The following is a 23,096-nucleotide window of genomic DNA, read 5'->3' on the forward strand; positions in this document are numbered from 1 at the left end:
AGATAAGGCAATCAAAGAATGGACATTGCCCCCACCTCCCTGCGAGGCCTCATGCTTGATGAGGCCGCGAACGCCGATGCCACCATGCAACGACTTGGGGCGGAGCTGGTTCTGCTTGATCGAATGGACAGGACATTCGCTGATTTTCTTTCACGACGCCCGGACGCTATGGAGGGCGAGGGTAAATATTTTGTCTTGGCTTCGCTTGCTCGCATCCAAATCTTGAAATCCTGCGCGAACTACGTTCGCCTTCATATAGGCGATGCCTACTCGGCAAGCCGGCTGGCTGCAGACGCTGCCTTCTACGCGACGATGATATCCCTCGGGCACATGAGCGAAGAAGAATATCAGCGCGACTTCCGAAAGCGTAATTCTCTAGCCAAATCCATCCGGCGTAAAATTGATAGTGGCGAAGATTTCCCGCCGATCGTCGCCGCACTGTTGTTCGTGACGAAGGAACACAGTGCCCACGCCCACGCAGATCCTATTTCCCTGGCGAATCGCACAAGGTGCGACGAGCAAGGAGTGACGATCAGTTTTTTCCAAGACATCGAGGATGACAAAGACCTCAAGTACCTGTTCATGGGAATGCTGTGGGTGGGCTCGATGTGCCTCAAGGCGTTCGTCGACATTGCGGCTCGCGACTTTGGCGAAGATGTATCAGGATTCCTTGCTCGTTTAGAAGCCTGGAAGGCGGACATTCTTGCTCATCGACGGGCCATCGGCATTTTTCGCGACGTTCCCGACGGTGCTGGGTTCTAAACCCCGTCAACCAAGCGAGGGGCGGCTTGATCTTCCCAAGGAAAACGACGCCACGATCGTCGCGCGGCGGCAAGCCCAAGTCGCGTCGGCAGGCTCGGTCGCTCGGGAGTGTCACCAGAGCGGACTCGTGCATGACTGCGTAAAAGCCGGCGATCGCACCTGAAACATGAGGTGTGGACCCGTTTCTTTTTTCGGCTATCACTGTTCGCCTGGGCGCCTCGACAGACTGGATTCGCCGAGGTCTTGGGCACCTCTTGCTTGCGTTCATTCTAGGTCCGCGGTGAGGAGGAGCGTTGGTGGATGCGCCAATGGCGAGGCAGGGTGGTCTGAACGGGGCTTCCGAAACATGACAGCGATGGGCGCGGCGGCATTGCTGATCCTGGTCCTGACCTATGCCGGCGTCGCCGTCGGCAGGATACCCGGGCTGCGACTCGACCGGGCAGGTATCGCGCTGCTCGGCGGTGCGGCGATGATCGCCATCGGCGCGCTCGACATGGAAGACGCCTACCGCGCCATCAGCTTCGACACCATCACGCTTCTGCTCGGCATGATGATCGTCGTGGCGCATCTGAAAGTGTCCGGCGCCTTTCGCGCGCTCGGGGGGTTCGCCATCGAGCATGCGCATGCACCATTCATGCTGCTGGTGATGGTGACGCTGTTGACCGGCCTCCTGTCGGCATTCCTCGTCAACGACGCTATCTGCCTGGTCATGGCGCCGATCGTCGTCCATGTCACCCGCGTCATCAACCGCAACCCGGTTCCCTATCTGATCGCCACGGCGACCGCATCCAATTGCGGCAGTGTCGCGACCATCACCGGCAATCCGCAGAACATGGTCATCGGCGCCCTGTCGGGGATTTCCTATCCGGCCTTCTCGGCGGCGCTTGCGCCGGTGGCCCTGTTCGGCCTCGTCGCCGTCATCGTCATCATTCGCATCGTTTACCATGCCGAGTTTTCGCGCAAGGCCGAGCTCAGCCCCGAAGTCTACCGAGGCCGCATGCTGCCGGGACAGGTGCTGAAGGCGGTGGTCGTCTGTATCGGTTTGGCCATCGCCTTCTTTGCCGGCGTTCCGGTTGCCAAGGCGGCGCTGATCGGCGGCGCGATTCTGTTGCTGACCCGCGCCATCAAACCTGAGCGCATCTATCGCGAGATCGATGGGCCGCTGCTGTTCATGTTCGCCGGGCTGTTCATCGTCGTCGCCGGAGCCGAGAAGACGCTGCTTACGCCCGACATCGTCGCTTCGGCAAAAGACCTTGGGCTGAATGATGTGTGGCGGCTGTCCGGCTTCACCGCGGTGCTGTCCAACATCATGAGCAATGTCCCGGCCGTGCTGGCGCTGAAGCCGTTCGTGCCCGGACTGGAAAACCCCGAGCGGGCCTGGCTGGTCGTCGCCATGAGCTCGACGCTGGCCGGCAATTTCACGTTGCTCGGCTCGGTCGCCAATCTGATCGTTGCCGAGCACGCGCGGGTCTCCGGTAAACCGCTGGGCTTCATCGCCTTCTTCAAGGTCGGCCTGCCGTTGACGCTGGTCACCCTTCTTGCCGGGACGGCATGGCTGGCGGCCTAGAAGCGCGTCGCATTCGACCCACCTCATGCGGCGCGCATTAGGCTCTTTTTCATCATGTCGTTATCGCAAAACCGCTGCACACTTTTGCGCGGCATGCATTAGCCGGTCAGGGCGATGTCACCGTCAGATGGCCTTTCATGTTGGGATGGAAGCGGCAGAAATAATCGACCGATTCCGCCTTCTTCACCGTCAGGCTCGCCGCCTTCTTCGGCGGGATCATCACTTCCCAGGCGCCGTTGACGGTTGCCGTGTGGGCGAACACGTCCTTGTTTACCCACCTGATCGTGTCGCCGACCTTCGCCTCGACCTTCGCCGGCGAAAACACAAGCTTCTCGATCGTCACCTCGATGGTTTCGGCCTTGGCCGGCGCGGCACCCATGGCCAATGCCAGAGCAACCCACAGATGCCGCCTCGACATCATTGGCTCGATCCTCACTTCAGCATGCCGGCGACGTGTTCGGCGTGCTGTTCGTGGCCCTGGAATATTTTCAGGCCGGTTTCCAGCAGGCTCTTCAGTTCGGCATTGCTGGCGGACGGGATCAGCAGAGTTTCGAGCGCGCCATTGACCTGCTTGTGGTAGGCCACCTCGCTGGCGACATAGGCCTTGTCGAACGCCGCGCCCTTGAGCTTGGCAAGCTTGGCACGTTCCTCGGCCGCCGCCTTGGTCAGCGCCTTGCTGGTCGGATTGTCCTCAGGCGTGACCTTGAGCTTCTTGACCAGCTCGAGAGCCTGTTTGTTGACCGCCTCGTGATCTCGCACCATGTCCTTGGCGAAATCCACGACCTCCTTGTTTTTCGATTTCTTCAGCGCCTGCTTGGCCGCCTCGACGTCAAGCACGCCCGCTGTGTAGGCGATATGTGCGATCTGCGGGTCGGTCGGTTTGTCGGCAGCTTGCGACAAGGGCGCCGCGCCAAGCAGGAAAATTGCGGCCAGTGCCGTGGTCGATCGAATAAACATGATGCTCTCCTTCGCCCCGACGCGGAACTGCATCGGGCTTCGTTTTCAGTGATGCTCATTGGATGCAGGTCACGGGAAAACGTTCCCGCGAAAATCGCCGCGGCCTATCCGGAAAGACCAAGCCGCTGCATCACGGCATTGGTCAGCCGTTCGCAGCGCCGGCCCGCGAACGGAAAGGCGTCGAGCAGCACCGGGCCGATCTGGTCGTCCAGCGCCTTGCGCACCAGCGCGCGGGCGCGGTGCAGCCGGGTCTTGATGGTTTCTGGTCGCACGCCAAGCAGTTCGGCGGTTTCCTCGATGCTCAATCCCTCGATGACGCGCGCCACGAACACCATCCGGTAGACATCGGGAAGACTGTCGGTTGCCCGTTCGACAAGCTCAAGGATCTGCCGTTGCGCCATCGTCCGCTCCGGATCGTCGCTCGGGTTGAAGGGAAACCGGATGATTTCGGCTTGCGGGTTTTCTGGCATCGCTACCATTCGCCGCCTTTTGCGCAAGCGGCCGAGGGCTTCGTTGATGACGATACGCGACAGCCATGTGGCGAGCGAGGCATCGCCGCGAAAGGACTCGAGATGGGCAAAGGCGCTGAGATAGGCCTCCTGGACGATGTCCTCGGCCTCGCTGTCGTTCCGCACAACGCCGCGGGCGATGCGGTAGAGCCTTTGGTTGTGCGTCTTGATGATGGTGCGGAATGCATCGCCATCACGTGCCAGCGCGCGGCCGACAAGCTGCATATCGCCGGAAGCGGCGGGCGTTGCCGTCAACGCAGCAGGCATGGCCGATCTCCTGATAGGCTTCTCATCGGATATTGGATGCATCGGCCGACAAAAGGTTCCCGACCGATTCCGCCGGCCAGCCTCGATCCGTTTCAAGCGCCGGCAGAGGCTATTCTACCGCCTTCACCACGCCGCCGCCCCTGTTTTGTAGAGCCCGCCGATCGGACGCCGTGATATCGCTCAGGATCGCAATTTTTCCAGGCTGTTACGCCGATTTTCTGACTCAGTCTGGAAAGGTGCTGGCTCAGGCCTCAGCGGCCGCCGCCAGCCCGCGCGCCAGGTCGGCCTTCAAATCCTCGACATCCTCGAGCCCGATCTGCAGGCGCACCAGCGGCCCGTCATACGGGCCCTTGGCGATTGTGCGGTCGCCAAGGAATACCGGCACGGCAAGGCTCTCATAGCCGCCCCAGGAATAGCCGAGGCCGAAAAACTTCAACGCGTCGAGGAAGGCGTGCTGCTGCTTCTGCCCGCCGCCCGCGAGAACGATCGAGAAGATGCCGCTCGATCCGCAAAAATCGCGCTTCCACATAGCGTGGTCGGGATGACTGGGCAGCCCCGGATGCAGCACCTGCGCTACGCCGGGCTGACCCTCCAACCAGCCGGCGAGGGAAAGCGCGCTCTTTTGATGATGCTCCAGCCGCACGCCCATCGTGCGCAGGCCGCGCAGCACCTGGTAGACGTCGTCCGGTCCGGCGCAGCAGCCCATCGTGTTGAACGTCTCGCAAAGCTGATTCCAGCAAGCTGCATTGGCCGACACCGTGCCGAGCAGCACGTCGGAATGGCCGGCCGGGTATTTCGTCGCCGCGTGGATCGAGATGTCGACGCCGTGGTCGAGCGGGCGGAAGTAGAGCGGCGTCGCCCAGGTGTTGTCCATCATGACGATGGCGCCGGCGGCATGTGCTGCCTTGGCGATGGCCGACATGTCCTGCACCTCGAAAGTGTTGGAGGCCGGCGATTCGGTGAACACCACCTTGGTGTTGGGCTTGATCAGCGCCGCGATGCCGGCGCCGATGCGCGGTTCGTAATACTCGACCTCGATGCCCAGCCGCTTCAGCATCGTGTCGGCGAAGTTGCGGGTCGGATGATAAACGGAATCGACGATCAGCAGATGATCGCCGGCCGACAGGAAGGCGAGCAGCGGCAGCATCACCGCCGCCAGGCCGGACGGTACCGCGACCGTGCCTGCCGAACCTTCCAGCGCATCGATCGCGCTGTTCAGCGCATCGGTGGTCGGCGTGCCGCGCGTGCCGTAGGTGTATCTCTGGCTGCGTGAAGCCATCGCCGCCGCATTGGGATAGAGCACGGTCGAGGCATGCACCACCGGCGGATTGACGAAGCCGAAATAGTCATGCGGGTTGTTGCCGGAATGGGCGAGCCGCGTGTTGACGCCCATCTCGCTGCCGTCTTTTGCCATTGCTTTTCGTCCCATGGGTTGGTCGTTAGCCATAGTGCGGCGGCATTGGCCGCGCAACCGCACCGCAATCGCCAGGCCAAGGTCTTGAATGTGCCAATTCAGCAATGCGCCGTAGATCCTCTGAACGGCTGCCAGGTGCGCTTGGCAAGTCACGGTCGGACTTTGCCGGCTTAATTGGCGCGCTGACCAATTTGCGAGCGCGTTTGTCTGCAATTTCAGGCATTTCAGGCGGTTGGTTTTCAAAGTCTTTCGGATTTGGTCATTTTCCTTGACCTCACAGGAATAATCGCCTTCGATGTTGTTCGTGAATGGGAGGCAGCGCGTCGGTTACGATGCGCGATTCCGGTAATGGGCCGGGATACATAGCTGCGTTCACACGGGAAAAAGTCAGGTTCGCCTGGAAAAAACAGAAAAGGGTCTGTGGGTCATGAAACACATTGCAATCGGCATTTTGGGCGCCGCCGCGTTTGGATTCGCGGCTTCGGCGGCTTCGGCGGCCACGCTCGACGATGTCAAAGCGAAGGGCTTCATCCAATGCGGCGTCTCGACCGGTCTGGCCGGCTTCTCGGCGCCGGACGACAAGGGTGAGTGGCAAGGCATCGACGCGGACTTCTGTCGCGCTGTGGCGGCCGCCGTGTTCGGCGATGGCACCAAGGTGAAGTTTACACCGCTCAGTGCCAAGGAGCGGTTTACCGCTCTGCAGTCGGGCGAGATTGACATCCTGTCGCGCAATACCACCTGGACCATCAATCGCGACACCGCACTCGGCCTGAACTTCATCGGCACGACTTATTATGACGGCCAGGGCTTCATGATCAACGCCAAGAAGCTTCCGGGCGTGAACTCGGCGCTGCAGCTTTCGGGCGCGGCGGTCTGCGTGCAGAGCGGTACCACGACCGAGCTCAACCTTGCCGACTATTTCAAGTCGAACAAGATGGAGTACAATCCTGTCGTCTTCGAAAAGCTGGAAGAGGTTAACGCCGCCTATGACGCCGGCCGCTGCGACGTATACACCACCGACCAGTCGGGCCTCTATGGCATCCGCCTGACGCTCGGTGCGCCGGCCGACCACGTCGTGTTGCCCGAGATCATCTCCAAGGAACCGCTTGGGCCGGCCGTACGCCAGGGCGACGACCAATGGTACCACATCGTCAAGTGGACCTATTTCGCGTTGCTCGACGCCGAGGAACTCGGCATCACCAAGGCCAATGTCGACGAGATGAAGAACTCGGACAGTCCCGAGATCAAGCGCGTGCTCGGCCAGGAAGCCGACACCAAGATCGGCACCGATCTCGGCGTCTCCAACGACTGGGTCGTCAACATCGTCAAGGCCGTCGGCAATTACGGCGAGATGTTCGAGCGCAATGTCGGCTCGGGCAGCCCGCTGAAGATCGCGCGCGGCATCAACGCGCTGTGGACCAAGGGTGGTCTGCAATACGCTCCGCCGATCCGCTGATCGAAAATGGATTCGGAAGGCAGATCGTCTGCCTTCCGGTCTCTCTTTCCAGGGGACTGTCGAATGGCATCGCAGGAAGTTCTTCGCGAGGGGCCAAGCCGCGGTTCCCTCATTAATGATCCTCGTGTCCGCGGTATATTCTTTCAAGCGCTGGTCCTCGTCCTGTTGGTAGCGGGGGTCTGGTGGGTTACCCACAATGTCATCGTCAATTTGACGCGCTTGCACATCGCTTCCGGTTTCGGCTTTCTCAAGGGCCGCGCCGGCTTCGACATCAGCGAAAGCGCCATCGCTTATTCGTCGGATTCGACTTATTTCCGAGCCATCCTGGTCGGCTTCATCAACACCGTGATCGTGGCTGTCGTCGGCATTATTACCGCCAGCATCATCGGTTTCATCGTCGGCATTGGCCGACTGTCGCGCAACTGGCTGATCAGGAAGATCTGCACGGTCTATGTCGAGGTCTTCCGCAACATCCCGCCGCTGCTGGTCATCTTCTTCTGGTATTCCGGCGTGCTCGCCGTGCTGCCGCCGCCGCGCGAGAGCATTAATTTGCCGTTCGGCTCCTTTCTCAACCAGCGCGGCTTCTATTTTCCGCGCGCTGTCTGGGGCGAGGGCTCCTGGCTGATCCTGGTCGCCCTGCTCCTCGGCATTGCCATGGCCTGGTTCGTCGCCCGCAAGGCGCGGCAGCGGCAGATGGCGACGGGTCAGCCATTCCCGGTGCTCTGGACATCGATAGCGTTGATTGTCGGCCTGCCCCTGCTGGCCTACGCGCTGAGCGGCTTTCCTCTGAGCTTCGAATTCCCGAAGCAATCGACTTTCAACCTGGTCGGTGGCTTTCAGGTCAGACCGGAGTTCCTGTCACTCTATCTGGCGTTGTCCTGCTATACGGCCGCCTTCATCGCCGAGATCGTGCGCGCCGGCATCAGGGGCGTCAGCACGGGCCAGACCGAGGCGGCCGCGGCACTTGGGCTGCGCTCGGGATCGATCCTCAGGCTTGTCGTCGTGCCGCAGGCGATGCGCATCGTTATTCCGCCGCTGACCAGCCAGTATCTGAACTTGACCAAAAACTCTTCACTCGCCATCGCCATCGGCTATCCGGACCTGACGGCGACTGCCGGCACTGTCTTGAACCAGACCGGGCAGGCGGTTGAAGGCGTGGTGATCATGATGGCTGTCTATCTCGCGCTAAGCCTGATCACGTCGGCGATCATGAACGTCGTCAATGCCAGGATGGCGCTGGTGGAGAGGTAGGGCCATGCAGGAACACGACATGTCCTGGGTGCGGACGGAGATGGCGCTGGCCCAACCGGCGCCGTCGAGCGAGCGTGGCCTCACCGCCTGGATCCGCAAGAACCTGATTGCCACCACGGGCGACACCATTCTCACCATCGTCGGCATCGCGCTGGTCGCTATAATCCTGCCCCAAGTCATCAATTGGGCCTTCATCAACGCCCAGTGGACCGGACCGGACCGCTCGGTCTGCGCCACCGTGGCGCAAGGCGGCATCCAGCCGGATGGCTGGACCGGTGCTTGCTGGGCATTCGTCAACGCCAAGTTCGGCCAGTTCATGTTCGGCACCTATCCTATCGAGGAGCGTTGGCGGCCGATCGTGGTGGCCATCCTGTTCGTGGCGCTGTTGGTGCCGCTGCTCATTCCGCGCGTACCGCGCAAGGGGCTGAATGCCATTCTTCTCTTTCTTGTACTGCCGGTCGTCGCCTTCGTTCTGTTGGTCGGCGGCCTATTCGGCCTGCCCCATGTCGAGACGTCGCGTTGGGGTGGACTGCTGGTGACGCTCAGCCTGTCCTTCGTCGGTATTGCCGTGTCGCTGCCGATCGGCATCGTGCTGGCGCTCGGCCGGCGCTCGAACATGCCGATCGTCAAGCTGCTGTGCGTGATCTTCATCGAGACGGTACGCGGCATCCCGCTGATTACGGTGCTGTTCTTTGCCAGCGTGATGCTGCCGCTGTTCCTGCCGGCCGGCGTCAGCTTCGATAAGTTCCTGCGCGCGCTGATCGGCGTGTCGCTGTTTGCCGCCGCCTACATGGCCGAAGTGGTGCGTGGCGGCCTGCAGGCGATCCCCAAAGGCCAGTATGAGGGCGCCGATTCGCTCGGCCTCAGCTACTGGCAGAAGATGGGCCTGGTCGTCATGCCGCAGGCGCTGAAGCTGGTCATTCCCGGCATCGTCAACACCTTCATCGGCATGTTCAAGGACACCAGCCTGGTCATCGTCATCTCGATGTTCGACCTCCTCGGCATCGTCAAGCAGAACTTCTCCGACGCCAATTGGGCGACGCCGCAGACGGCCAGGTCCGGCCTGGTGTTCGCGGCATTCATCTTCTGGCTGTTCTGCTTCGGCATGTCGCGCTATTCAATGTACACGGAACGCCGTCTCGACACCGGCCACAAACGCTAAAAAGGGGACCTTGTCATGGCCATAGAAAACGCCGTCAGCGCGGAAGAGATCAAGGTCAATGCCGCCAAGATGCACATTTCCACCACCGATGTCGCCATCGACATCATCGCCATGCACAAATGGTACGGCGAATTCCATGTGCTGAAGGACATCAATCTAAAGGTGATGCGCGGCGAGCGCATCGTCATCTGCGGCCCGTCGGGCTCCGGCAAATCGACGATGATCCGCTGCATCAACCGGCTGGAGGAACACCAGAAGGGCAAGATCATCGTCGACGGCAAGGAACTGACCAACGATCTGAAGAAGATCGACGAGGTGCGCCGCGAGGTCGGCATGGTGTTCCAGCACTTCAACCTTTTCCCGCATCTGACCATTCTGGAGAATTGCACGCTGGCGCCGATCTGGGTGCGCAAGATGCCGCGCAAACAGGCCGAGGAAATCGCCATGCATTTCCTCAAGCGTGTCAAGATCCCGGAACAGGCCAACAAATATCCCGGCCAGCTTTCCGGCGGCCAGCAACAGCGCGTGGCGATCGCCCGCTCGCTGTGCATGAACCCGCGCATCATGCTGTTCGACGAGCCGACCTCGGCTCTCGATCCGGAAATGATCAAGGAAGTGCTGGAGACGATGGTCGGGCTGGCGGAGGAAGGCATGACCATGCTCTGCGTCACCCACGAGATGGGCTTTGCGCGCAAAGTCGCCAACCGGGTGATCTTCATGGACCAAGGCCAGATCGTCGAGCAGAACACGCCGGCCGAGTTCTTCGACCACCCGCGCCATGAGCGCACGAAGCTGTTCCTGTCCCAGATCCTGCACTGATCCTGTACCCCGGTTCGGACAAGAGCGGCGGATCAAGCCTCTGTCTTGCTGGCTTCGCGCGTATTCGACGAGCGCTGACCGTGCACTGCGCGAGAAGATAGCAAGCGCGCTTCAGGTCGTTCGAGTGGTCACGTTGCAACCTGGTAACTAAGGCCGGCGCGGATCATAAGCGCGCCGGCTGCGTTCATTGCCATTGGGAGTTGTATAGCGAGCCGCGTGGGCGCGTGCGGCGGCAGGTCACGGGTTCACCCTGATGCTCATCCAACCGATCGATTATTTCCTCGTCGTCTGGTTCGCGCTGGCGCTGGTTTCGACGCTTTATGTCGGCTTCGACCAATATCGCAACAATCCCGAGCCGGTGGTGATGAAATGGGGCTTCATTCTGGTCACCCTCTATATGGGTCCGGTCGGCTTGCTGCTCTACGTGCTCGCCGACAAGGAGCCTCGGCCGGGCGAGCATGAACTCTTCACCCGGCCGCTCTGGAAGCAGGGCGTCGGCTCCACCATCCACTGCGTCGCCGGCGATGCCACCGGCATCATTCTTGCCGCCGCCGTCACGGCGGCGCTCGGCCTGCCGATGTGGATCGACCTGATCGTCGAATATCTGGCCGGCTTTGCCTTCGGCCTGTTCATCTTCCAATCGCTGTTCATGAAATCGATGATGGGCGGCACCTATTGGGAGAACGTGCGCAAGAGCTTCCTGCCCGAGTTCATCTCTATGAACTTCATGATGGCCGGCATGGCACCGGTCATGAGCTTCCTGATGATGGGCCGCGACATGCGCGCGATGGAACCGACGGAGCTGTTGTTCTGGGGCGTGATGTCGATCGGCGTCATCGCCGGCTTTGCGCTTGCCTACCCGGCCAATGTCTGGCTGGTCGCGCGGGGGCTGAAGCACGGGCTGATGACGCAGCGCGCGCAGGCAGCCGGCATCGATGGCCGGGAGCAGCCTGCCACGAGGCAACATGCGCAGATGCAAATGCAGCAGGCCGACGCCAGCGGCCATCGCGGGCAGCGCCACGATATGGCTTCCCACAAAGGCAAAGGCGGCGGCCATCACATGGAGACAGATGCCACGACGCCGCAGGTCGCTGCCCTGGGTGCCGTCTCCCTGCTGGCGCTCGCCATCGGCATGGTCGCGCCGGCGAACTGGCTGAACCTGACGCTGTCGGCACGCGACGTCGGCGGGGTGATCATGCCGCGAGGCATGATCATGGATCGCGACACGCCGGCCGACGCAATGCGCGACATGGCCGCCACCGATCCGCGCCTCGTGGCCACCTCTTATGGTCTGTCGACAAGGGGTGACCAGGACCTGCCGTTTCGAATTGAGAAAGGCGTCAAGGTATTCGAGCTCAGGCCTTCGGTGGTCCGCTGGCAGATCCTGCCGGACGTTGCGGTCGACGCCTATGCCTATAATGGCCAGATTCCCGGTCCGCGAATTCACCTTCGCCAGGGCGATCGGGTCAGGATCAACGTCACCAACGGCCTGCCTGAGGAAACGACGGTGCATTGGCATGGCTTGATCCTGCCGAACCAGATGGATGGGCCGGCCGAGATCACCCAGGCGCCGATCGAGCCCGGGCAATCCTATTCATACGAATTCACCGCAACCCAGCACGGAACCTATTTCTATCACCCCCATGCCAAGCCGGACCGGACCCAGGCGCTCGGCCTCTACGGTGCGCTGATCATCGATCCCGCCAATCCCGCCGACGAGGTCGCGGCCGACCATGATTACGTCATCGAGCTTCAGGAATGGCTGGTGCGGGAAGGGCTGACCTACCCGTCGATGCCGATGGACGGCGGCATGCCGAATTTCTTCACCATTAACGGCAAGGCCTATCCCTCGACCGAGACGATCCCGATGAAGGTTGGCGAGACGCTCAAGGTGCGGTTCATCGGCACCAACAACGGCTTCATCCATCCGATGCATATCCATGGCGGACCGTTCGAGGTCGTTGCCCGCGACGGCGAAACGATCGCTGCCTCGGGTCGTTTCCTTGCCGATACGGTCAATGTCGGGCCGGGTCAGCGCTACGACGTGATCTGGAAGGCGCAGCGTCCGGGCAAATGGCTGATCCATTGCCACATCCCGCATCACACCACGAACAACAATGTCGAGGAGAAGGGCGGAGGCGGGCTGATGGTCGTCATCGATGTCACCTGACCGTAGCCGTCTAAAAAGGAGCGTCAGTGCTCGTGGCCGTGGTTTTCGTCATGCACGTCTCGTGAGGGTGCGGATGGTCGTTCTCTCCACGTTCGGTTGAAAACCGCACATTCGCCGCAGCCAAGGCCGGCATATGCTGGGACAGTTCGTCCTTCAGCGCTGCCGCGATGTTGTTCGCTTCCGAGAGCGGCAGGGTTTCGTCTGCGGCAATTGCGATGTCGGCGTGCAATCTATGACCGATCCAGCGCGCCTTGGCATCGACAATGCGTGCGCCCGGAACGTGCTCGGCGGCATGTCGGATTTCATCCATCACACCGGGTTCGATTCCATCCAGCATGCGGGTCAGCACCGAGCGGGCCGATTGCCAGACGATACCGAAGATCGCAATCGTGATCAGCAGGCCGACAATCGGGTCGGCCAAGGAAAAGCCGAGCCAGACGCCGATGGCTCCGATGACCACGGCAAGGCTGGTAAGTCCGTCGGTGCGGGCGTGATAGCCGTCGGCAATCAGTGCCGCGCTGTTGATTTCGCGGCCGACGCGGATACGGAACACGGCAACCGCCTCGTTGCCGAGGAAGCCGACAACGCCCGCCGCAGTCAGCCAGCCGAGATGGGTCACAATGTGTGGATTGATCAGCCTGTCGATGGCTTGGTACGCGGCGACTACAGCGCTGAACAGGATGATGAGCATGATGGTGATGCCGGCCAGATCCTCGACCCGGCCCAAGCCATAGGTGAAGGTCCGCGACGGCTTGCGCCGCGCCAGCACGAACGCAATCCATAGCGGGATCGCCGTGGTCGCATCGCCGATGTTATGGATCGTATCGGCCAGCAATGCCACGCTCCCCGACAGCACAACCACGACCATCTGCAATGCTGCGGTGATCGCCAGGATCGCGAACGACCATTTGATTGCCCAGATGCCCCGATCGGTGGTGGCAATTGTCGCATCGATGACGCCATGGCTGTGGCCGTGCGGACCGTGACCGCCGTGATGATGTGCGGCGTGCGAGCCGAACCCGAGCCATTCCAGAATGCGGGCTGCGATGGCATTCATAGATATTTCGCCAGCTGCTTGAGTTCCGCCAGCGAGTTGCCGCCGGTTTCGACGCTGTCCGTCAGGCAATGCTCGATGTGATCGTTGATCAGCTCGCGCTTGGCGCTGCTGATGGCTCGTTCGACGGCATGAAGCTGCTGCGCCAGATCAACGCAAGGGCGATGCGCCTCGATCATCGCCAGCACCGCCGCAAGGTGGCCTTGCGCGCGCTTCAGGCGCTTTATGATGGAAGGATGCGAAGCGTGGAGGTGATCTGACATGCCTCTGCATATCCTCCCCGGGAGGATACGCGTCAAGCTTTAAGTCAGCTGTGCAATTTCCGGAGAGGCTTCACCTTGAACATTGCTTGGTCTACGCGTTCCCCATGAAGAAGCTTGCTCGTTTTCTCGGCCTGCTGGTCGTTGCAGCAGTCCTTGCGGTGGCGCTGGGCACGCTGCTGCCGCGCCCGCTCTGGCCGGCGGCCGCTGCCGATCCGATCGGCGCAAGCCACCGCATCCTGGTGCTGAAAAACCCGATCCACACCGACATCGCCATCCCGGTCGACGACGATGTGCGCCGGCGCTTCCACTTCCTGGTCGATGCCGGCATTCCGGCCGACATGGCGGAGGTCCGCTACATCGTCTTGGGCTGGGGCGGCCGCGCCTTCTATCTCGAGACGCCGACCTGGTCGGAACTGAAGGCAGTGCCGGTGATGAAGGCGCTGACCGTCGATGCCTCGGTGATGCATGTCGACATTTCAGGCGAAATCGCCGAGCCGCATCCCGACGTCGCCGGCTTCGACGTAAGTGAGGAACGCTTGGCGGCGCTGCTCGATTTCATTGCGGCGAGTTTTCAGCAGGGACCGAACGGGGCCATGTCGATCGAGAATGCGGCCTATTCCCGTTTCGATCGTTTCTTCGAAGCCAATGGCCATTTCAACGCGCTGGTCGGCTGCAACACCTGGGCGGCGGCGGCACTGCGCGCCGCCGGCCTGCGCACCGGCTGGTGGAACCCGCTGCCGGCCTCGCTGAGCCTGTCGATGCGGCTTTACAATTGACAAGCCTCCGATGACTTAGGACCGCCGAGCGTCCGCCCGCCAGCCGTAGAGCCAGTCGAGATCAGCGGCGAGTTTTTCGGGTGAGCGCATCGCCAGGAACAGGTTGCGGGCCATCGCCACCGGCCCGGCCGCATGCCAGGCGAGGCGGTTGATGGCGCCGCGGCGGGCGACCTGGGCTACGCGCGGCCGCCGCGCCTGTTCCCAGGCGACAAGCGCGCTGCTGAGGTCGGCAGGCGAGGTGGCAACGAAACCGGCAAGGGTTACCGCGTCCTCGATCGCCATCGCCGCTCCCTGTGCGGCAAACGGCGTCATCGCATGCGCCGCATCGCCGATCAGCGCTATGCCCTGCGGCGTCGTCCACCGCCGCCGCTCGACGGTATGGATCGGCCATGCCGTCCATGGCGCGGCCTCGCTCGCCAGACGGACCAGCGCCGGCGCGGTACCGCGCATGGCGTTGGCGAGGATGGCGGGGTCGGCATGCCCCGACCAGCTCTCGGCGATGCGCTCGCCCTTGGTGAAGGCCGCAAGGTTGAAGACCGCGCCACGGCTGACCGGATAGGCGACCATATGGAAGCCTGGATAGAGGAATGTGGTAACGCAATCGGGCGCACCGATCACCCTGAAGGCTTGTCCGGCGAGGCTGTCCGCGGCCACCGTTGCGCGCCAGGCAAGCTCGCCCGAGAAGCTGCTTCTCCGGAAATCGGCCCCCTCGCGGGCGAGCGTTTCTCGCACCGACGACCAGACGCCATCGGCTCCGACCAGCAACGATGCTTCGGCTTCGATGGTCGTGCCGGCAATCTCGACTGTTGCGGTGATGCCATTCGGTCCGGTTGCGACGCCGCCGACGCGGGCACCAGTGACAAGCTCGACCTCGGACCGCTCGGCTATCCGCTCCATCAGCGCTGACTGCAGATCGGCACGGTGGGCGACGAGATAGGGTGCTCCCCAGCGCGTTTCAGCCACCTGGCCAAGCGGTACGCGCGCCAGCTCGCGAAGCGTGACGGCATCCTTGAGCACGACCGCCTCCGGCCGCACCGCCGTCGGCAGCAGCCGATCGAGTACGCCGAATTGTCGAAGGATGCATGTCGCGTTGGGTGAAAGCTGGATACCGGCGCCGGCAGCCTCGAGATGCTGCGCCTGTTCGAACAGTTTTATCCGATAGCCGCGCTCGGCAAAGGCCAGTGCCACGGTCAGCCCGGCGACGCCCGCCCCGGCGATGACCACCTGCCGGGACTGCGTTTCTCGCATCAGGCTTGTCGCGGAAGAATCAGGCGGCCTGGTCGATATAGAGGCAGCCTGGCGGCTGCGTTTCCAATGCCTTCAGCTTGGGCGAATAGCGATAGAGCGTCGAGCAATAGGGGCAGACTTTTTCATTGTCGTCGCCCATATCGAGAAATACATGCGGATGGTCGAAAGGCGGATTGGCGCCGGTGCACATGAATTCCTTGACGCCGATGTCGATTGCCGGATAGCCCGCATCGTTCTGGAAATGGGGAATGGAACCGCCTGCCATCGTCGTCTCCTGATCTTGTCGATTGCATCTGGATCATAACCCATCTCTTTGCAAGATCGATGAAATGAAACTGTCGCAAAAGCCTGTCAGAGGATAAGTTGAGCCGGTTAAGGCTGTGGTCGTCGAACGGTGTGGGAAGAGCGGAAACCATGAACGAACTGAAGCCGGTCCAGAACGAATTCATCACCGTCGAGGCCGCGAGCCGCGAAGGCGGCAATCCCGACCGCTTCGTCAATCGCGAGTTTTCCTGGCTGCAATTCAACCGGCGCGTGCTCGAGGAATCGCTGAACGCAAATCATCCGCTGCTCGAGCGCGTGCGCTTTCTGTCGATATCGGCCGCCAACCTCGACGAGTTCTTCATGGTCCGCGTCGCCGGTCTTGCCGGCCAGGTGCGCGAGGGCATCGTGCTGAAGAGCCCGGATGGGCGCACTCCCGAGCAGCAGCTCGAACAATTGCTGCGCGAGGTCGAGCGCCTGCAGGAGGACCAGCAGAACAGCCTTTCGGCGCTGATGCTGCTGCTCGACAAACAGGGCATCGAAAGCATCACCCGCGATGCGCTGACCAAGGACGAGAAGACCTGGCTCGAGGACCATTTCCAGGAGCAGGTATTTCCGGTCCTGACCCCGCTGTCGATCGACCCGGCGCATCCGTTCCCGTTCATTCCCAACCTCGGTTTCTCGATGGCGCTGCAATTGCGCCACCGCAAGAACGGCGAGGAAATGAGCGCGCTTTTGCGCCTGCCGGTGGCGCTGAGGCGCTTCATCCGCTTGCCGGATCGCAAGCATCATGTCCGCTTCATTCCACTCGAAGAGGCGGTCAGTCTCTATATCGGCAAGCTGTTCCCCGGCTATGAGGTCAAGGGCTCCGGCACGTTCCGCATTATCCGCGACAGCGATATCGAGGTCGAGGAAGAATCAGAGGATCTGGTGCGGCTGTTCGAGACGGCGCTGAAGCGGCGACGCCGCGGCTCGGTCATCCGCATCGAGTTCGACAGGTCGATGCCGGCCGAATTGCGCGATTTCGTCGCCGGCGAGCTCGGCGTCTCGGCCAGCCGCATCAGCGTGCTCACCGGTCCGCTGGCGCTCAGCCAGATATCGGAGATCGTCGCCGTCGCCCGCGACGATCTGAAGTTCACGCCGTACAATCCGCGCTTTCCCGAGCGCATCCGCGAGCATGGCGGCGACTGTTTTGCCGCGATCCGCGAGAAGGACATCATCGTCCACCACCCTTACGAATCCTTCGACGTGGTGGTGCAGTTTCTGCGCCAGGCAATGGCCGACCCGGAAGTGGTGGCGATCAAGCAGACGCTCTACCGCACCTCCAACGACAGCCCTATCGTACGCGCGTTGGTCGACGCCGCCGAGGCCGGCAAGTCGGTGACCGCCCTCGTTGAGCTCAAGGCGCGCTTCGACGAGGAGGCCAACATCCGCTGGGCGCGCGACCTCGAGCGCGCCGGCGTCCAGGTCGTCTTTGGCTTTCTCGAACTGAAGACCCACGCAAAGATGTCGCTGGTCGTGCGGCGCGAGGACGGCAGGCTGCGCAATTACGTGCATCTGGGCACCGGCAACTACCACCCGGTCACCGCCCGCATCTACACCGATCTGTCCTTCTTCACCACCGACCCGACAATCGCGCGCGATGTCGCCCAGTTGTTCAACTTCATCACCGGCTATGCCGAGCCGGCCGAGCAGATGCGGCTGGCCATCTCGCCGTTCACGCTGCGCGACCGCATCCTCCAGCACATTTCGGATGAGATCAGCCACGCGCTGGAGGGCAGACCGGCCCGCATCTGGATGAAGATGAACGCCTTGGTCGACCCGATCGTCATCGACGCGCTCTACGATGCCAGCCGCGCTGGCGTCGAGATCGATCTCGTCGTGCGCGGCATCTGCTGCCTGAGACCGCAGGTGCCCGGCCTATCGGAGAACATCAGGGTGAAGTCGATCGTCGGCCGCTTCCTCGAGCACAGCCGCATCTATTGCTTCGGCAACGGCCACGGCTTGCCCTCGGACGGGGCGATTGTCTACATCTCCTCGGCCGATCTGATGCCGCGCAATCTCGACCGCCGCGTCGAGACCATGGTGCCGATCACCAATCCAACTGTGCATGAGCAGGTGCTCGGCCAGATCATGCTCGGCAACATCATGGACAACCAGCAAAGTTTCGACGTATTGGCTGATGGAACCTCCCGGCGCGTCGTGCTGGAGGAGGGCGAGGAACCGTTCAACGCGCAGGAATATTTCATGACCAATCCGAGCCTGTCCGGACGGGGCGATGCGTTGAAGTCGCATGCGCCCAAGCGCATCGCGCAGTTCAAACGCCGCAAGAAACAGAACGCAGCGACGGGCTGATGATTTCAGCGTCCCAGGGCCGGCTCCAGGACCGCCGACCGCTGTCCATCATCGATATCGGGTCGAACTCGATCCGTCTTGTGATCTATGAGGGGCTGGCGCGCTCGCCGACCTTGCTGTTCAACGAAAAGATGCTGGCCGGCCTCGGCCGCGGCATCGTTTCGACCGGAAAGCTCGATCCCGAGGCGGTGACGCGTTCGATGGAAGAGTTCCGCCGCTTCCGCGCGCTCTCCGACCAGGCCGGCGCCGAGCGCATGTATGTGCTGGCGACCGCCGCCGCTCGTGAGGCGGTCAACGGCCCCGACTTCATCCACCGCGCCGAGGATGTGCTCAGGACCGAGATCCAGGTGCTGAGCGGTCGCGAGGAAGCTCATTATTCGGCACTCGGCGTCATCTCCGGTTTCCATCCGGCCAACGGCATCGCCGGCGACCTTGGCGGCGGCAGCCTCGAACTGATCGACATCAACGGTGAGACGATCGGTGACGGCATCACGCTGCCGTTGGGCGGCTTGCGCCTGCAGGACATGGCGAAGAACTCGCTGGCCCAGGCGGCAAGGATCACGCGCGAGCAACTGGCGCGGGCGAAATTGCTGAAGGGCGGGCAGGGCAGGGCCTTCTACACAGTCGGCGGCACCTGGCGAAACCTCGCCCGGCTGCACATGGAAATGACCAACTACCCGCTCGGCGTCATGCACCACTACGAGATCGGCATCGAAAGCGCCGCGAACTTCCTCCGGCAGGTCGCCAAAGCCGAGATCGACAAGATCAAAGGCATCGAGGGCATCTCCAAGAACCGCCGCTCGCTGCTACCCTATGGCGCCATCGTGCTGCAGGAGATCATGGCGGCGATGCAGCCGTCGAAGATCATCGTGTCGGCGCTGGGCGTGCGCGAGGGCTTTCTCTATTCGCTGCTCGATAAGGCCGAGCAGAAGGGTGATCCGCTGATCTCGGCTGCGGAAGAGCTTGCCCGCCTGCGCTCGCGCTCGGTCGACCACGCGCATGAGCTTGTCGAATGGACCGGCAAGGCGTTCGCCGCCTTCGGCATCGACGAAACCAGGGATGAGGCGCGCTACCGCCACGCCGCCTGCCTGCTTGCCGATATCGGCTGGCGTGCCCATCCCGAATATCGCGGCAAGCAATCGCTCAACATCATCGCTCACGCCTCTTTTATTGGCGTCGACCATCCCGGCCGCGCCTTCCTGGCGCTTGTCAGCCTGTTTCGCCACGAGGGCGTGTTCAATGAAGCCGCTCCGGAAATCCGCGGGCTGGCGACACCGCGCTATCTCGAACGAGCCCGCGTGCTGGCCGCGCTGCTGCGCGTCGTCTATTTGCTGAGCGCGGCAATGCCCGGCGTCATGCCGCGACTGAAATGGGAAAACCGCGGCAATGGCGTGCTGGCGCTGGTGCTGCCGGCAGCGCTGGCCGATCTTTACGGCGAGCGGCCGGCCGGCCGGCTGGCACAGCTGGCAAGGGTCACCAACCGCCGGCTGGTGCTGGCGGTCGAGGGCGGGCCTAGCATGTCTGTCAAATAGACGCCCGCGCTGTCGCGTCGCGACCGTTGGGGAAGGAAGGGAAACGCCATGAAATCCAGGCAGGTTCTTCAGCTGTTGGTTGCCGGGATATTCGTCCTCTTCGCGGGCCCGTCAATGTGAGCCGTCTCGCAAAGTTCGTTTTTCTGGACACCGAATAAACCAGGCGGCAGCTTAGACGCTCGCTGCAACCAGCCGCCCGTCGGCCGACCAGGCGCCCGCACCAGCCATTGCCAGCGCCAGGAAACCGCCTGCTATGGCAATGTCCTTCATCAGCATCTGTGAATGCATGAAGGTCAGCGTCGGATCGTCGCCGCCCTGGCCATAATGACCGAGGAAGCCCGCCGCGATGCAGAAGGCAGCGAGCAGCAGCGCCACGACCGGCGTCTTGAAGCCGGCGAGGATGTGCAGCCCGGCGATCAGCTCGAACAGGCCTGTCGCCCAAGCCACCAGCGTCGGCAGCGGCAGGCCGAGGCCGGCGAAATAGCCTGATGTGCCGGCGATGTCGGCAAGCGCATGGAAGCCGGACGGCACGAACAGCGCGGCGAGCAGCAGCCGGGAAAGCAAGAGCAGCGCATTGCGAGGCATGGTCTCCTCCGATATCGGCCACCGATCCTAGCAGAGTTCCAGCCACCGGATATGAACCGACAACGAAAAAGGGGCGCGGAAAATTCCGCGCCCCTTTGTTCAGGAAACGCTGGACTGCTTCAGCCGCGCTTGGCGTCGATCGAATACGCGCCTGGGCCCGAGGAGGCGAGCACGAGGAAGCCGCCGGCAATGCCGAGGTTCTTCATGAAATTGATCATCTGCATCTGATCGGCCCAGCCGGTGTGGGCGACCAGCGCGGTGGCGACGGTGAAGATCGCCATTACCCAGCCGACGATCCTGGTCTGGAAGCCGACGAGGATGGCCAGGCCGCCAAGCAGTTCGATAAGGCCGACGACAATGGCGGTCACCATCGGCAGCGGCAGGCCAAGGCTGCCGAAATAGCCGGCGGTGCCGGCAATCGCCGTCAGCTTGCCGAAACCGGAAAGCAGGAAGATGACAGAAAGCAGGAGGCGGCCGAGCAGGATCGTGCCCGAGGCGCCGGCGGCGGTTCCGGAACCGGCAAACGAAGCGTTGGTGGACGTGTTGGTGGACATGCGTAACTCTCCAGAAGGGTTTGGCCAAACGGCTTGGGATACCCGCCTAGTTAGCGCAGGCCGACTGTTCACCAAAGACGTCAGATTGGTTACGGATTGTTCACCCAGGTAACGTTTTCGCGATGGACATGGGTGTTGTGATCCAGGCATATCAACACCCTAGGCGGCGTGGACAAATTTTAGCCAGTATCTGGCGGTGGCGGTATCGACCATTGATCGGCAGCAATCCTTTCAGAATTCGCCAATAGCCGCTGCGCAAGGCTTGGCAGTGAGTGTCGACCCTTACGATAGCAGGCGGCCGGAGATGAGTTGCTGGATCAAACGTGCGTCGTGCTCAGGGCCGGGCGATTGGTACCACTCTTTATCCCCGCTGACCCATGCATCAGTCACACGAATACCATTCGGCGAACCCTCGAGACGGAGGCCATAGATGCAGGCTCCTGTCCACGAACGATGAAAATAGAGCCAGCCATTCTCAAAAAATATGAACCACTTATCGTCCATATCCCGCGGAATGTGCCCAAGCCTGATCTTCTCGCCTTCGGCGTCCGAATACAGCAATGCAAGATCTATCCGATCTTGCTGCGCTGGGAGGGGGAGCGTTTTCCAAGAGGAGCGTGTGGCTGCTTCCATGCCTCATCTAACCAAAGCCATGAAAATCACACAACGAGCGATTTGCAGGCCGCTCAATTTGTCCACGCCGCCTAGCCCGGATGCGTCATGTCCTCCGGCCGCACCAGCCGCTCATAGTCGGCTTCACTGACCAGCCCGGTGGCCAGCGCTTCCTCGCGCAGCGTGGTGCCGTTCTTATGTGCCGCCTTGGCGATCTTGGCGGCATTGTCGTAGCCGATCGTCGGCGCAAGCGCCGTCACCAGCATCAGCGAACGGTCGAGCGCCGCCTTGATGTTGTCTTCGCGGGCCTCGATGCCGACGACGCAATTGTCGGTAAAGGACACCGAAGCGTCGGCCAGCAGTTGTACCGATTGCAGAAAACAATAGGCCATCAGCGGATTGTAGACGTTGAGTTCGAAATGGCCCTGACTGCCGGCGAAGCTGATCGCCGCATTGTTGCCGAACACCTGGACGCAAACCTGTGTCATCGCCTCGCATTGGGTCGGATTGACCTTGCCAGGCATGATCGACGAGCCCGGTTCGTTTTCCGGCAGCGACAATTCGCCGAGGCCCGAACGCGGGCCGGAGCCGAGCAGGCGGATGTCGTTGGCGATCTTGAACAGCGCCGCCGCGCAGGCATTGATGGCGCCGTGCGAGAACACCATGGAATCATGGGCGGCCAGGGCCTCGAACTTGTTCGGCGCGGTGACGAAATCGATGCCGGTGATCGCGGCGATGCGCGCCGCCACCTTTTCGGCAAAACCGACCGGCGCGTTGAGGCCGGTGCCGACCGCGGTGCCGCCTTGCGCCAATTCCTGCAGGCCGGGAAGGGTCATTTCGATGCGCTTGATCGACGAGGCGACCTGCGCCGCATAGCCGGAGAATTCCTGGCCGAGCGTCAGCGGCGTCGCGTCCTGCGTGTGGGTGCGGCCGATCTTGACGATGTGGGCGAAAGCCCTGGTCTTGGCGTCGAGTGCCGCATGCAAATGTCTCAGCGCCGGCAGCAGGTCGTGAATGATGCGCTCGGCGCAGGCGATGTGCATGGCCGTCGGATAGGTGTCGTTCGACGACTGGCTCATGTTGACGTGGTCATTGGGATGCACCGGCTTCTTCGACCCCATGACGCCGCCCAAAAGCTCGATCGCGCGGTTGGAAATCACCTCATTGGCGTTCATGTTGGACTGGGTGCCCGAACCGGTTTGCCAGACGACCAGCGGGAAATGGTCGTTCAGCTTGCCGTCGATGACCTCCTGGGAGGCCTCGATGATGGCCTTGCCGATCGCCGGATCGAGCCGCTTCAGCTCCATATTGGCTTCGGCGGCCGCCCGCTTGACGATGCCCAGCGCCCGCACGATCGAGGCCGGCTGTTTCTCCCAGCCGATCTTGAAATTGGCCAGCGAACGCTGCGCCTGCGCGCCCCAATAGCGGTCGGCGGCGACCTCGATGGGACCGAACGTGTCGGTTTCGGTTCTGGTCTCTGGCGCGCTCACGAAGTCTCTCCGGTTTGCAATTTGCAAACGGC

General features: G+C 62.1%; 21 protein-coding genes and 1 pseudogene. 10 read left to right on the forward strand and 12 right to left on the reverse strand.

Annotation, left to right across the window (positions count from 1 at the left end; genetic code table 11):
• The first annotated feature begins 18 nt into the window (after positions 1-18).
• The gene (locus tag NKJ72_RS21520; protein ID WP_352479282.1) at positions 19-762 is read left to right on the forward strand and encodes a hypothetical protein; all 744 of its coding nucleotides are present in this window, start codon (positions 19-21) and stop codon (positions 760-762) included.
• A gap of 346 nt (positions 763-1,108) precedes the next feature.
• Positions 1,109-2,329 (forward strand): anion transporter, encoded by a 1,221-nt coding sequence (locus NKJ72_RS21525; protein WP_352479283.1) that lies wholly within the window; start codon positions 1,109-1,111, stop codon positions 2,327-2,329.
• A gap of 106 nt (positions 2,330-2,435) precedes the next feature.
• Here NKJ72_RS21525 and NKJ72_RS21530 read toward each other — a convergent pair whose 3' ends face one another.
• The 4 genes from NKJ72_RS21530 to NKJ72_RS21545 all read right to left on the reverse strand — a co-directional run bounded on the left by NKJ72_RS21530 (position 2,436) and on the right by NKJ72_RS21545 (position 5,476).
• The gene (locus NKJ72_RS21530; protein WP_352479328.1) at positions 2,436-2,747 is read right to left on the reverse strand and encodes a cupredoxin domain-containing protein; all 312 of its coding nucleotides are present in this window, start codon (positions 2,745-2,747) and stop codon (positions 2,436-2,438) included.
• A gap of 14 nt (positions 2,748-2,761) precedes the next feature.
• Positions 2,762-3,286: a DUF4142 domain-containing protein gene (locus NKJ72_RS21535; RefSeq protein ID WP_352479284.1), complete on the reverse strand. Its 525-nt coding sequence runs from the start codon at positions 3,284-3,286 to the stop codon at positions 2,762-2,764.
• Between the two features lie 104 nt (positions 3,287-3,390).
• Positions 3,391-4,062 (reverse strand): RNA polymerase sigma factor, encoded by a 672-nt coding sequence (locus tag NKJ72_RS21540; protein WP_352479285.1) that lies wholly within the window; start codon positions 4,060-4,062, stop codon positions 3,391-3,393.
• A gap of 244 nt (positions 4,063-4,306) precedes the next feature.
• Positions 4,307-5,476, reverse strand: a complete 1,170-nt coding sequence (locus tag NKJ72_RS21545) for a cystathionine beta-lyase (protein WP_352479286.1) — start codon at positions 5,474-5,476, stop codon at positions 4,307-4,309.
• A 427-nt stretch (positions 5,477-5,903) separates the two neighbouring features.
• On the opposite strand from NKJ72_RS21545, the gene NKJ72_RS21550 reads away from it, so the two are divergent.
• The 5 genes from NKJ72_RS21550 (at position 5,904) to NKJ72_RS21570 (ending at position 12,334) form a co-directional block, all read left to right on the forward strand.
• Complete coding sequence (locus NKJ72_RS21550; RefSeq protein ID WP_352479287.1) at positions 5,904-6,932, forward strand: amino acid ABC transporter substrate-binding protein; 1,029 nt, start codon at positions 5,904-5,906, stop codon at positions 6,930-6,932.
• 63 nt (positions 6,933-6,995) lie between these two features.
• Positions 6,996-8,183, forward strand: coding sequence for an amino acid ABC transporter permease (locus NKJ72_RS21555; RefSeq protein ID WP_254820739.1), 1,188 nt, complete (start codon positions 6,996-6,998; stop codon positions 8,181-8,183).
• Positions 8,184-8,187: 4 nt separating this feature from the next.
• The gene (locus NKJ72_RS21560) at positions 8,188-9,345 is read left to right on the forward strand and encodes an amino acid ABC transporter permease (protein WP_352479288.1); all 1,158 of its coding nucleotides are present in this window, start codon (positions 8,188-8,190) and stop codon (positions 9,343-9,345) included.
• 69 nt (positions 9,346-9,414) lie between these two features.
• Positions 9,415-10,164 (forward strand): amino acid ABC transporter ATP-binding protein, encoded by a 750-nt coding sequence (locus tag NKJ72_RS21565; RefSeq protein ID WP_031212005.1) that lies wholly within the window; start codon positions 9,415-9,417, stop codon positions 10,162-10,164.
• Positions 10,165-10,417: 253 nt separating this feature from the next.
• Positions 10,418-12,334: a multicopper oxidase domain-containing protein gene (locus NKJ72_RS21570; RefSeq protein WP_352479289.1), complete on the forward strand. Its 1,917-nt coding sequence runs from the start codon at positions 10,418-10,420 to the stop codon at positions 12,332-12,334.
• Positions 12,335-12,428: 94 nt separating this feature from the next.
• Here the strand turns inward: NKJ72_RS21570 and NKJ72_RS21575 are convergent.
• Positions 12,429-13,382: pseudogene (locus NKJ72_RS21575) on the reverse strand (cation diffusion facilitator family transporter); the annotation flags it as partial.
• Between the two features lie 5 nt (positions 13,383-13,387).
• On the reverse strand, positions 13,388-13,651 hold the full coding sequence (locus tag NKJ72_RS21580) for a metal-sensing transcriptional repressor (protein WP_023719742.1): 264 nt from the start codon (positions 13,649-13,651) through the stop codon (positions 13,388-13,390).
• A 104-nt stretch (positions 13,652-13,755) separates the two neighbouring features.
• Here NKJ72_RS21580 and NKJ72_RS21585 point away from each other — a divergent pair, with 104 nt between their 5' ends.
• Positions 13,756-14,427 carry a TIGR02117 family protein gene (locus NKJ72_RS21585; RefSeq protein WP_352479290.1) on the forward strand — a complete coding sequence of 224 codons (672 nt, stop codon included), beginning with the start codon at positions 13,756-13,758 and terminating at the stop codon, positions 14,425-14,427.
• A 15-nt stretch (positions 14,428-14,442) separates the two neighbouring features.
• Here the strand turns inward: NKJ72_RS21585 and NKJ72_RS21590 are convergent, their stop codons facing one another.
• Both NKJ72_RS21590 and NKJ72_RS21595 read right to left on the reverse strand, forming a co-directional pair.
• Positions 14,443-15,675 carry an FAD-dependent monooxygenase gene (locus NKJ72_RS21590; protein ID WP_352479291.1) on the reverse strand — a complete coding sequence of 411 codons (1,233 nt, stop codon included), beginning with the start codon at positions 15,673-15,675 and terminating at the stop codon, positions 14,443-14,445.
• A 19-nt stretch (positions 15,676-15,694) separates the two neighbouring features.
• Positions 15,695-15,940 (reverse strand): zinc-finger domain-containing protein, encoded by a 246-nt coding sequence (locus NKJ72_RS21595; RefSeq protein WP_254820632.1) that lies wholly within the window; start codon positions 15,938-15,940, stop codon positions 15,695-15,697.
• 149 nt (positions 15,941-16,089) lie between these two features.
• On the opposite strand from NKJ72_RS21595, the gene NKJ72_RS21600 reads away from it, so the two are divergent.
• Positions 16,090-18,291 carry an RNA degradosome polyphosphate kinase gene (locus NKJ72_RS21600; RefSeq protein WP_352479292.1) on the forward strand — a complete coding sequence of 734 codons (2,202 nt, stop codon included), beginning with the start codon at positions 16,090-16,092 and terminating at the stop codon, positions 18,289-18,291.
• Complete coding sequence (gene ppx, locus NKJ72_RS21605; protein WP_352479293.1) at positions 18,291-19,823, forward strand: exopolyphosphatase; 1,533 nt, start codon at positions 18,291-18,293, stop codon at positions 19,821-19,823. Before NKJ72_RS21600 ends, ppx begins: the two co-directional genes overlap by 1 nt.
• A gap of 171 nt (positions 19,824-19,994) precedes the next feature.
• Here ppx and NKJ72_RS21610 read toward each other — a convergent pair whose 3' ends face one another.
• From NKJ72_RS21610 to fumC, 4 genes are all read right to left on the reverse strand, one after another.
• Entirely contained in the window at positions 19,995-20,408 is a 414-nt protein-coding gene (locus tag NKJ72_RS21610) for a DoxX family protein (RefSeq protein ID WP_352479294.1), read from the reverse strand.
• A gap of 119 nt (positions 20,409-20,527) precedes the next feature.
• Positions 20,528-20,962: a DoxX family protein gene (locus NKJ72_RS21615; protein ID WP_352479295.1), complete on the reverse strand. Its 435-nt coding sequence runs from the start codon at positions 20,960-20,962 to the stop codon at positions 20,528-20,530.
• 282 nt (positions 20,963-21,244) lie between these two features.
• Positions 21,245-21,595 carry a hypothetical protein gene (locus NKJ72_RS21620; protein ID WP_352479296.1) on the reverse strand — a complete coding sequence of 117 codons (351 nt, stop codon included), beginning with the start codon at positions 21,593-21,595 and terminating at the stop codon, positions 21,245-21,247.
• A gap of 71 nt (positions 21,596-21,666) precedes the next feature.
• Positions 21,667-23,064: a class II fumarate hydratase gene (fumC, locus tag NKJ72_RS21625; protein WP_352479297.1), complete on the reverse strand. Its 1,398-nt coding sequence runs from the start codon at positions 23,062-23,064 to the stop codon at positions 21,667-21,669.
• Positions 23,065-23,096 lie beyond the last annotated feature (32 nt).

It is taken from the genome of Mesorhizobium sp. M0045, from assembly GCF_040323385.1.
GTDB lineage: Bacteria > Pseudomonadota > Alphaproteobacteria > Rhizobiales > Rhizobiaceae > Mesorhizobium.

What these genes read in the sequence shown, in the direction of transcription:
- NKJ72_RS21520 (WP_352479282.1), top strand. Translation starts at nt 19, where the DNA reads ATGGACATTGCCCCCACCTCCCTGCGAGGCCTCATGCTTGATGAGGCC.
- NKJ72_RS21525 (WP_352479283.1), top strand. Translation starts at nt 1,109, where the DNA reads ATGACAGCGATGGGCGCGGCGGCATTGCTGATCCTGGTCCTGACCTAT.
- NKJ72_RS21530 (WP_352479328.1), bottom strand. Translation starts at nt 2,747, where the DNA reads ATGTCGAGGCGGCATCTGTGGGTTGCTCTGGCATTGGCCATGGGTGCC.
- NKJ72_RS21535 (WP_352479284.1), bottom strand. Translation starts at nt 3,286, where the DNA reads ATGTTTATTCGATCGACCACGGCACTGGCCGCAATTTTCCTGCTTGGC.
- NKJ72_RS21540 (WP_352479285.1), bottom strand. Translation starts at nt 4,062, where the DNA reads ATGCCTGCTGCGTTGACGGCAACGCCCGCCGCTTCCGGCGATATGCAG.
- NKJ72_RS21545 (WP_352479286.1), bottom strand. Translation starts at nt 5,476, where the DNA reads ATGGCAAAAGACGGCAGCGAGATGGGCGTCAACACGCGGCTCGCCCAT.
- NKJ72_RS21550 (WP_352479287.1), top strand. Translation starts at nt 5,904, where the DNA reads ATGAAACACATTGCAATCGGCATTTTGGGCGCCGCCGCGTTTGGATTC.
- NKJ72_RS21555 (WP_254820739.1), top strand. Translation starts at nt 6,996, where the DNA reads ATGGCATCGCAGGAAGTTCTTCGCGAGGGGCCAAGCCGCGGTTCCCTC.
- NKJ72_RS21560 (WP_352479288.1), top strand. Translation starts at nt 8,188, where the DNA reads ATGCAGGAACACGACATGTCCTGGGTGCGGACGGAGATGGCGCTGGCC.
- NKJ72_RS21565 (WP_031212005.1), top strand. Translation starts at nt 9,415, where the DNA reads ATGCACATTTCCACCACCGATGTCGCCATCGACATCATCGCCATGCAC.
- NKJ72_RS21570 (WP_352479289.1), top strand. Translation starts at nt 10,418, where the DNA reads ATGCTCATCCAACCGATCGATTATTTCCTCGTCGTCTGGTTCGCGCTG.
- NKJ72_RS21580 (WP_023719742.1), bottom strand. Translation starts at nt 13,651, where the DNA reads ATGTCAGATCACCTCCACGCTTCGCATCCTTCCATCATAAAGCGCCTG.
- NKJ72_RS21585 (WP_352479290.1), top strand. Translation starts at nt 13,756, where the DNA reads ATGAAGAAGCTTGCTCGTTTTCTCGGCCTGCTGGTCGTTGCAGCAGTC.
- NKJ72_RS21590 (WP_352479291.1), bottom strand. Translation starts at nt 15,675, where the DNA reads ATGCGAGAAACGCAGTCCCGGCAGGTGGTCATCGCCGGGGCGGGCGTC.
- NKJ72_RS21595 (WP_254820632.1), bottom strand. Translation starts at nt 15,940, where the DNA reads ATGGCAGGCGGTTCCATTCCCCATTTCCAGAACGATGCGGGCTATCCG.
- NKJ72_RS21600 (WP_352479292.1), top strand. Translation starts at nt 16,090, where the DNA reads ATGAACGAACTGAAGCCGGTCCAGAACGAATTCATCACCGTCGAGGCC.
- ppx (WP_352479293.1), top strand. Translation starts at nt 18,291, where the DNA reads ATGATTTCAGCGTCCCAGGGCCGGCTCCAGGACCGCCGACCGCTGTCC.
- NKJ72_RS21610 (WP_352479294.1), bottom strand. Translation starts at nt 20,408, where the DNA reads ATGCCTCGCAATGCGCTGCTCTTGCTTTCCCGGCTGCTGCTCGCCGCG.
- NKJ72_RS21615 (WP_352479295.1), bottom strand. Translation starts at nt 20,962, where the DNA reads ATGTCCACCAACACGTCCACCAACGCTTCGTTTGCCGGTTCCGGAACC.
- NKJ72_RS21620 (WP_352479296.1), bottom strand. Translation starts at nt 21,595, where the DNA reads ATGGAAGCAGCCACACGCTCCTCTTGGAAAACGCTCCCCCTCCCAGCG.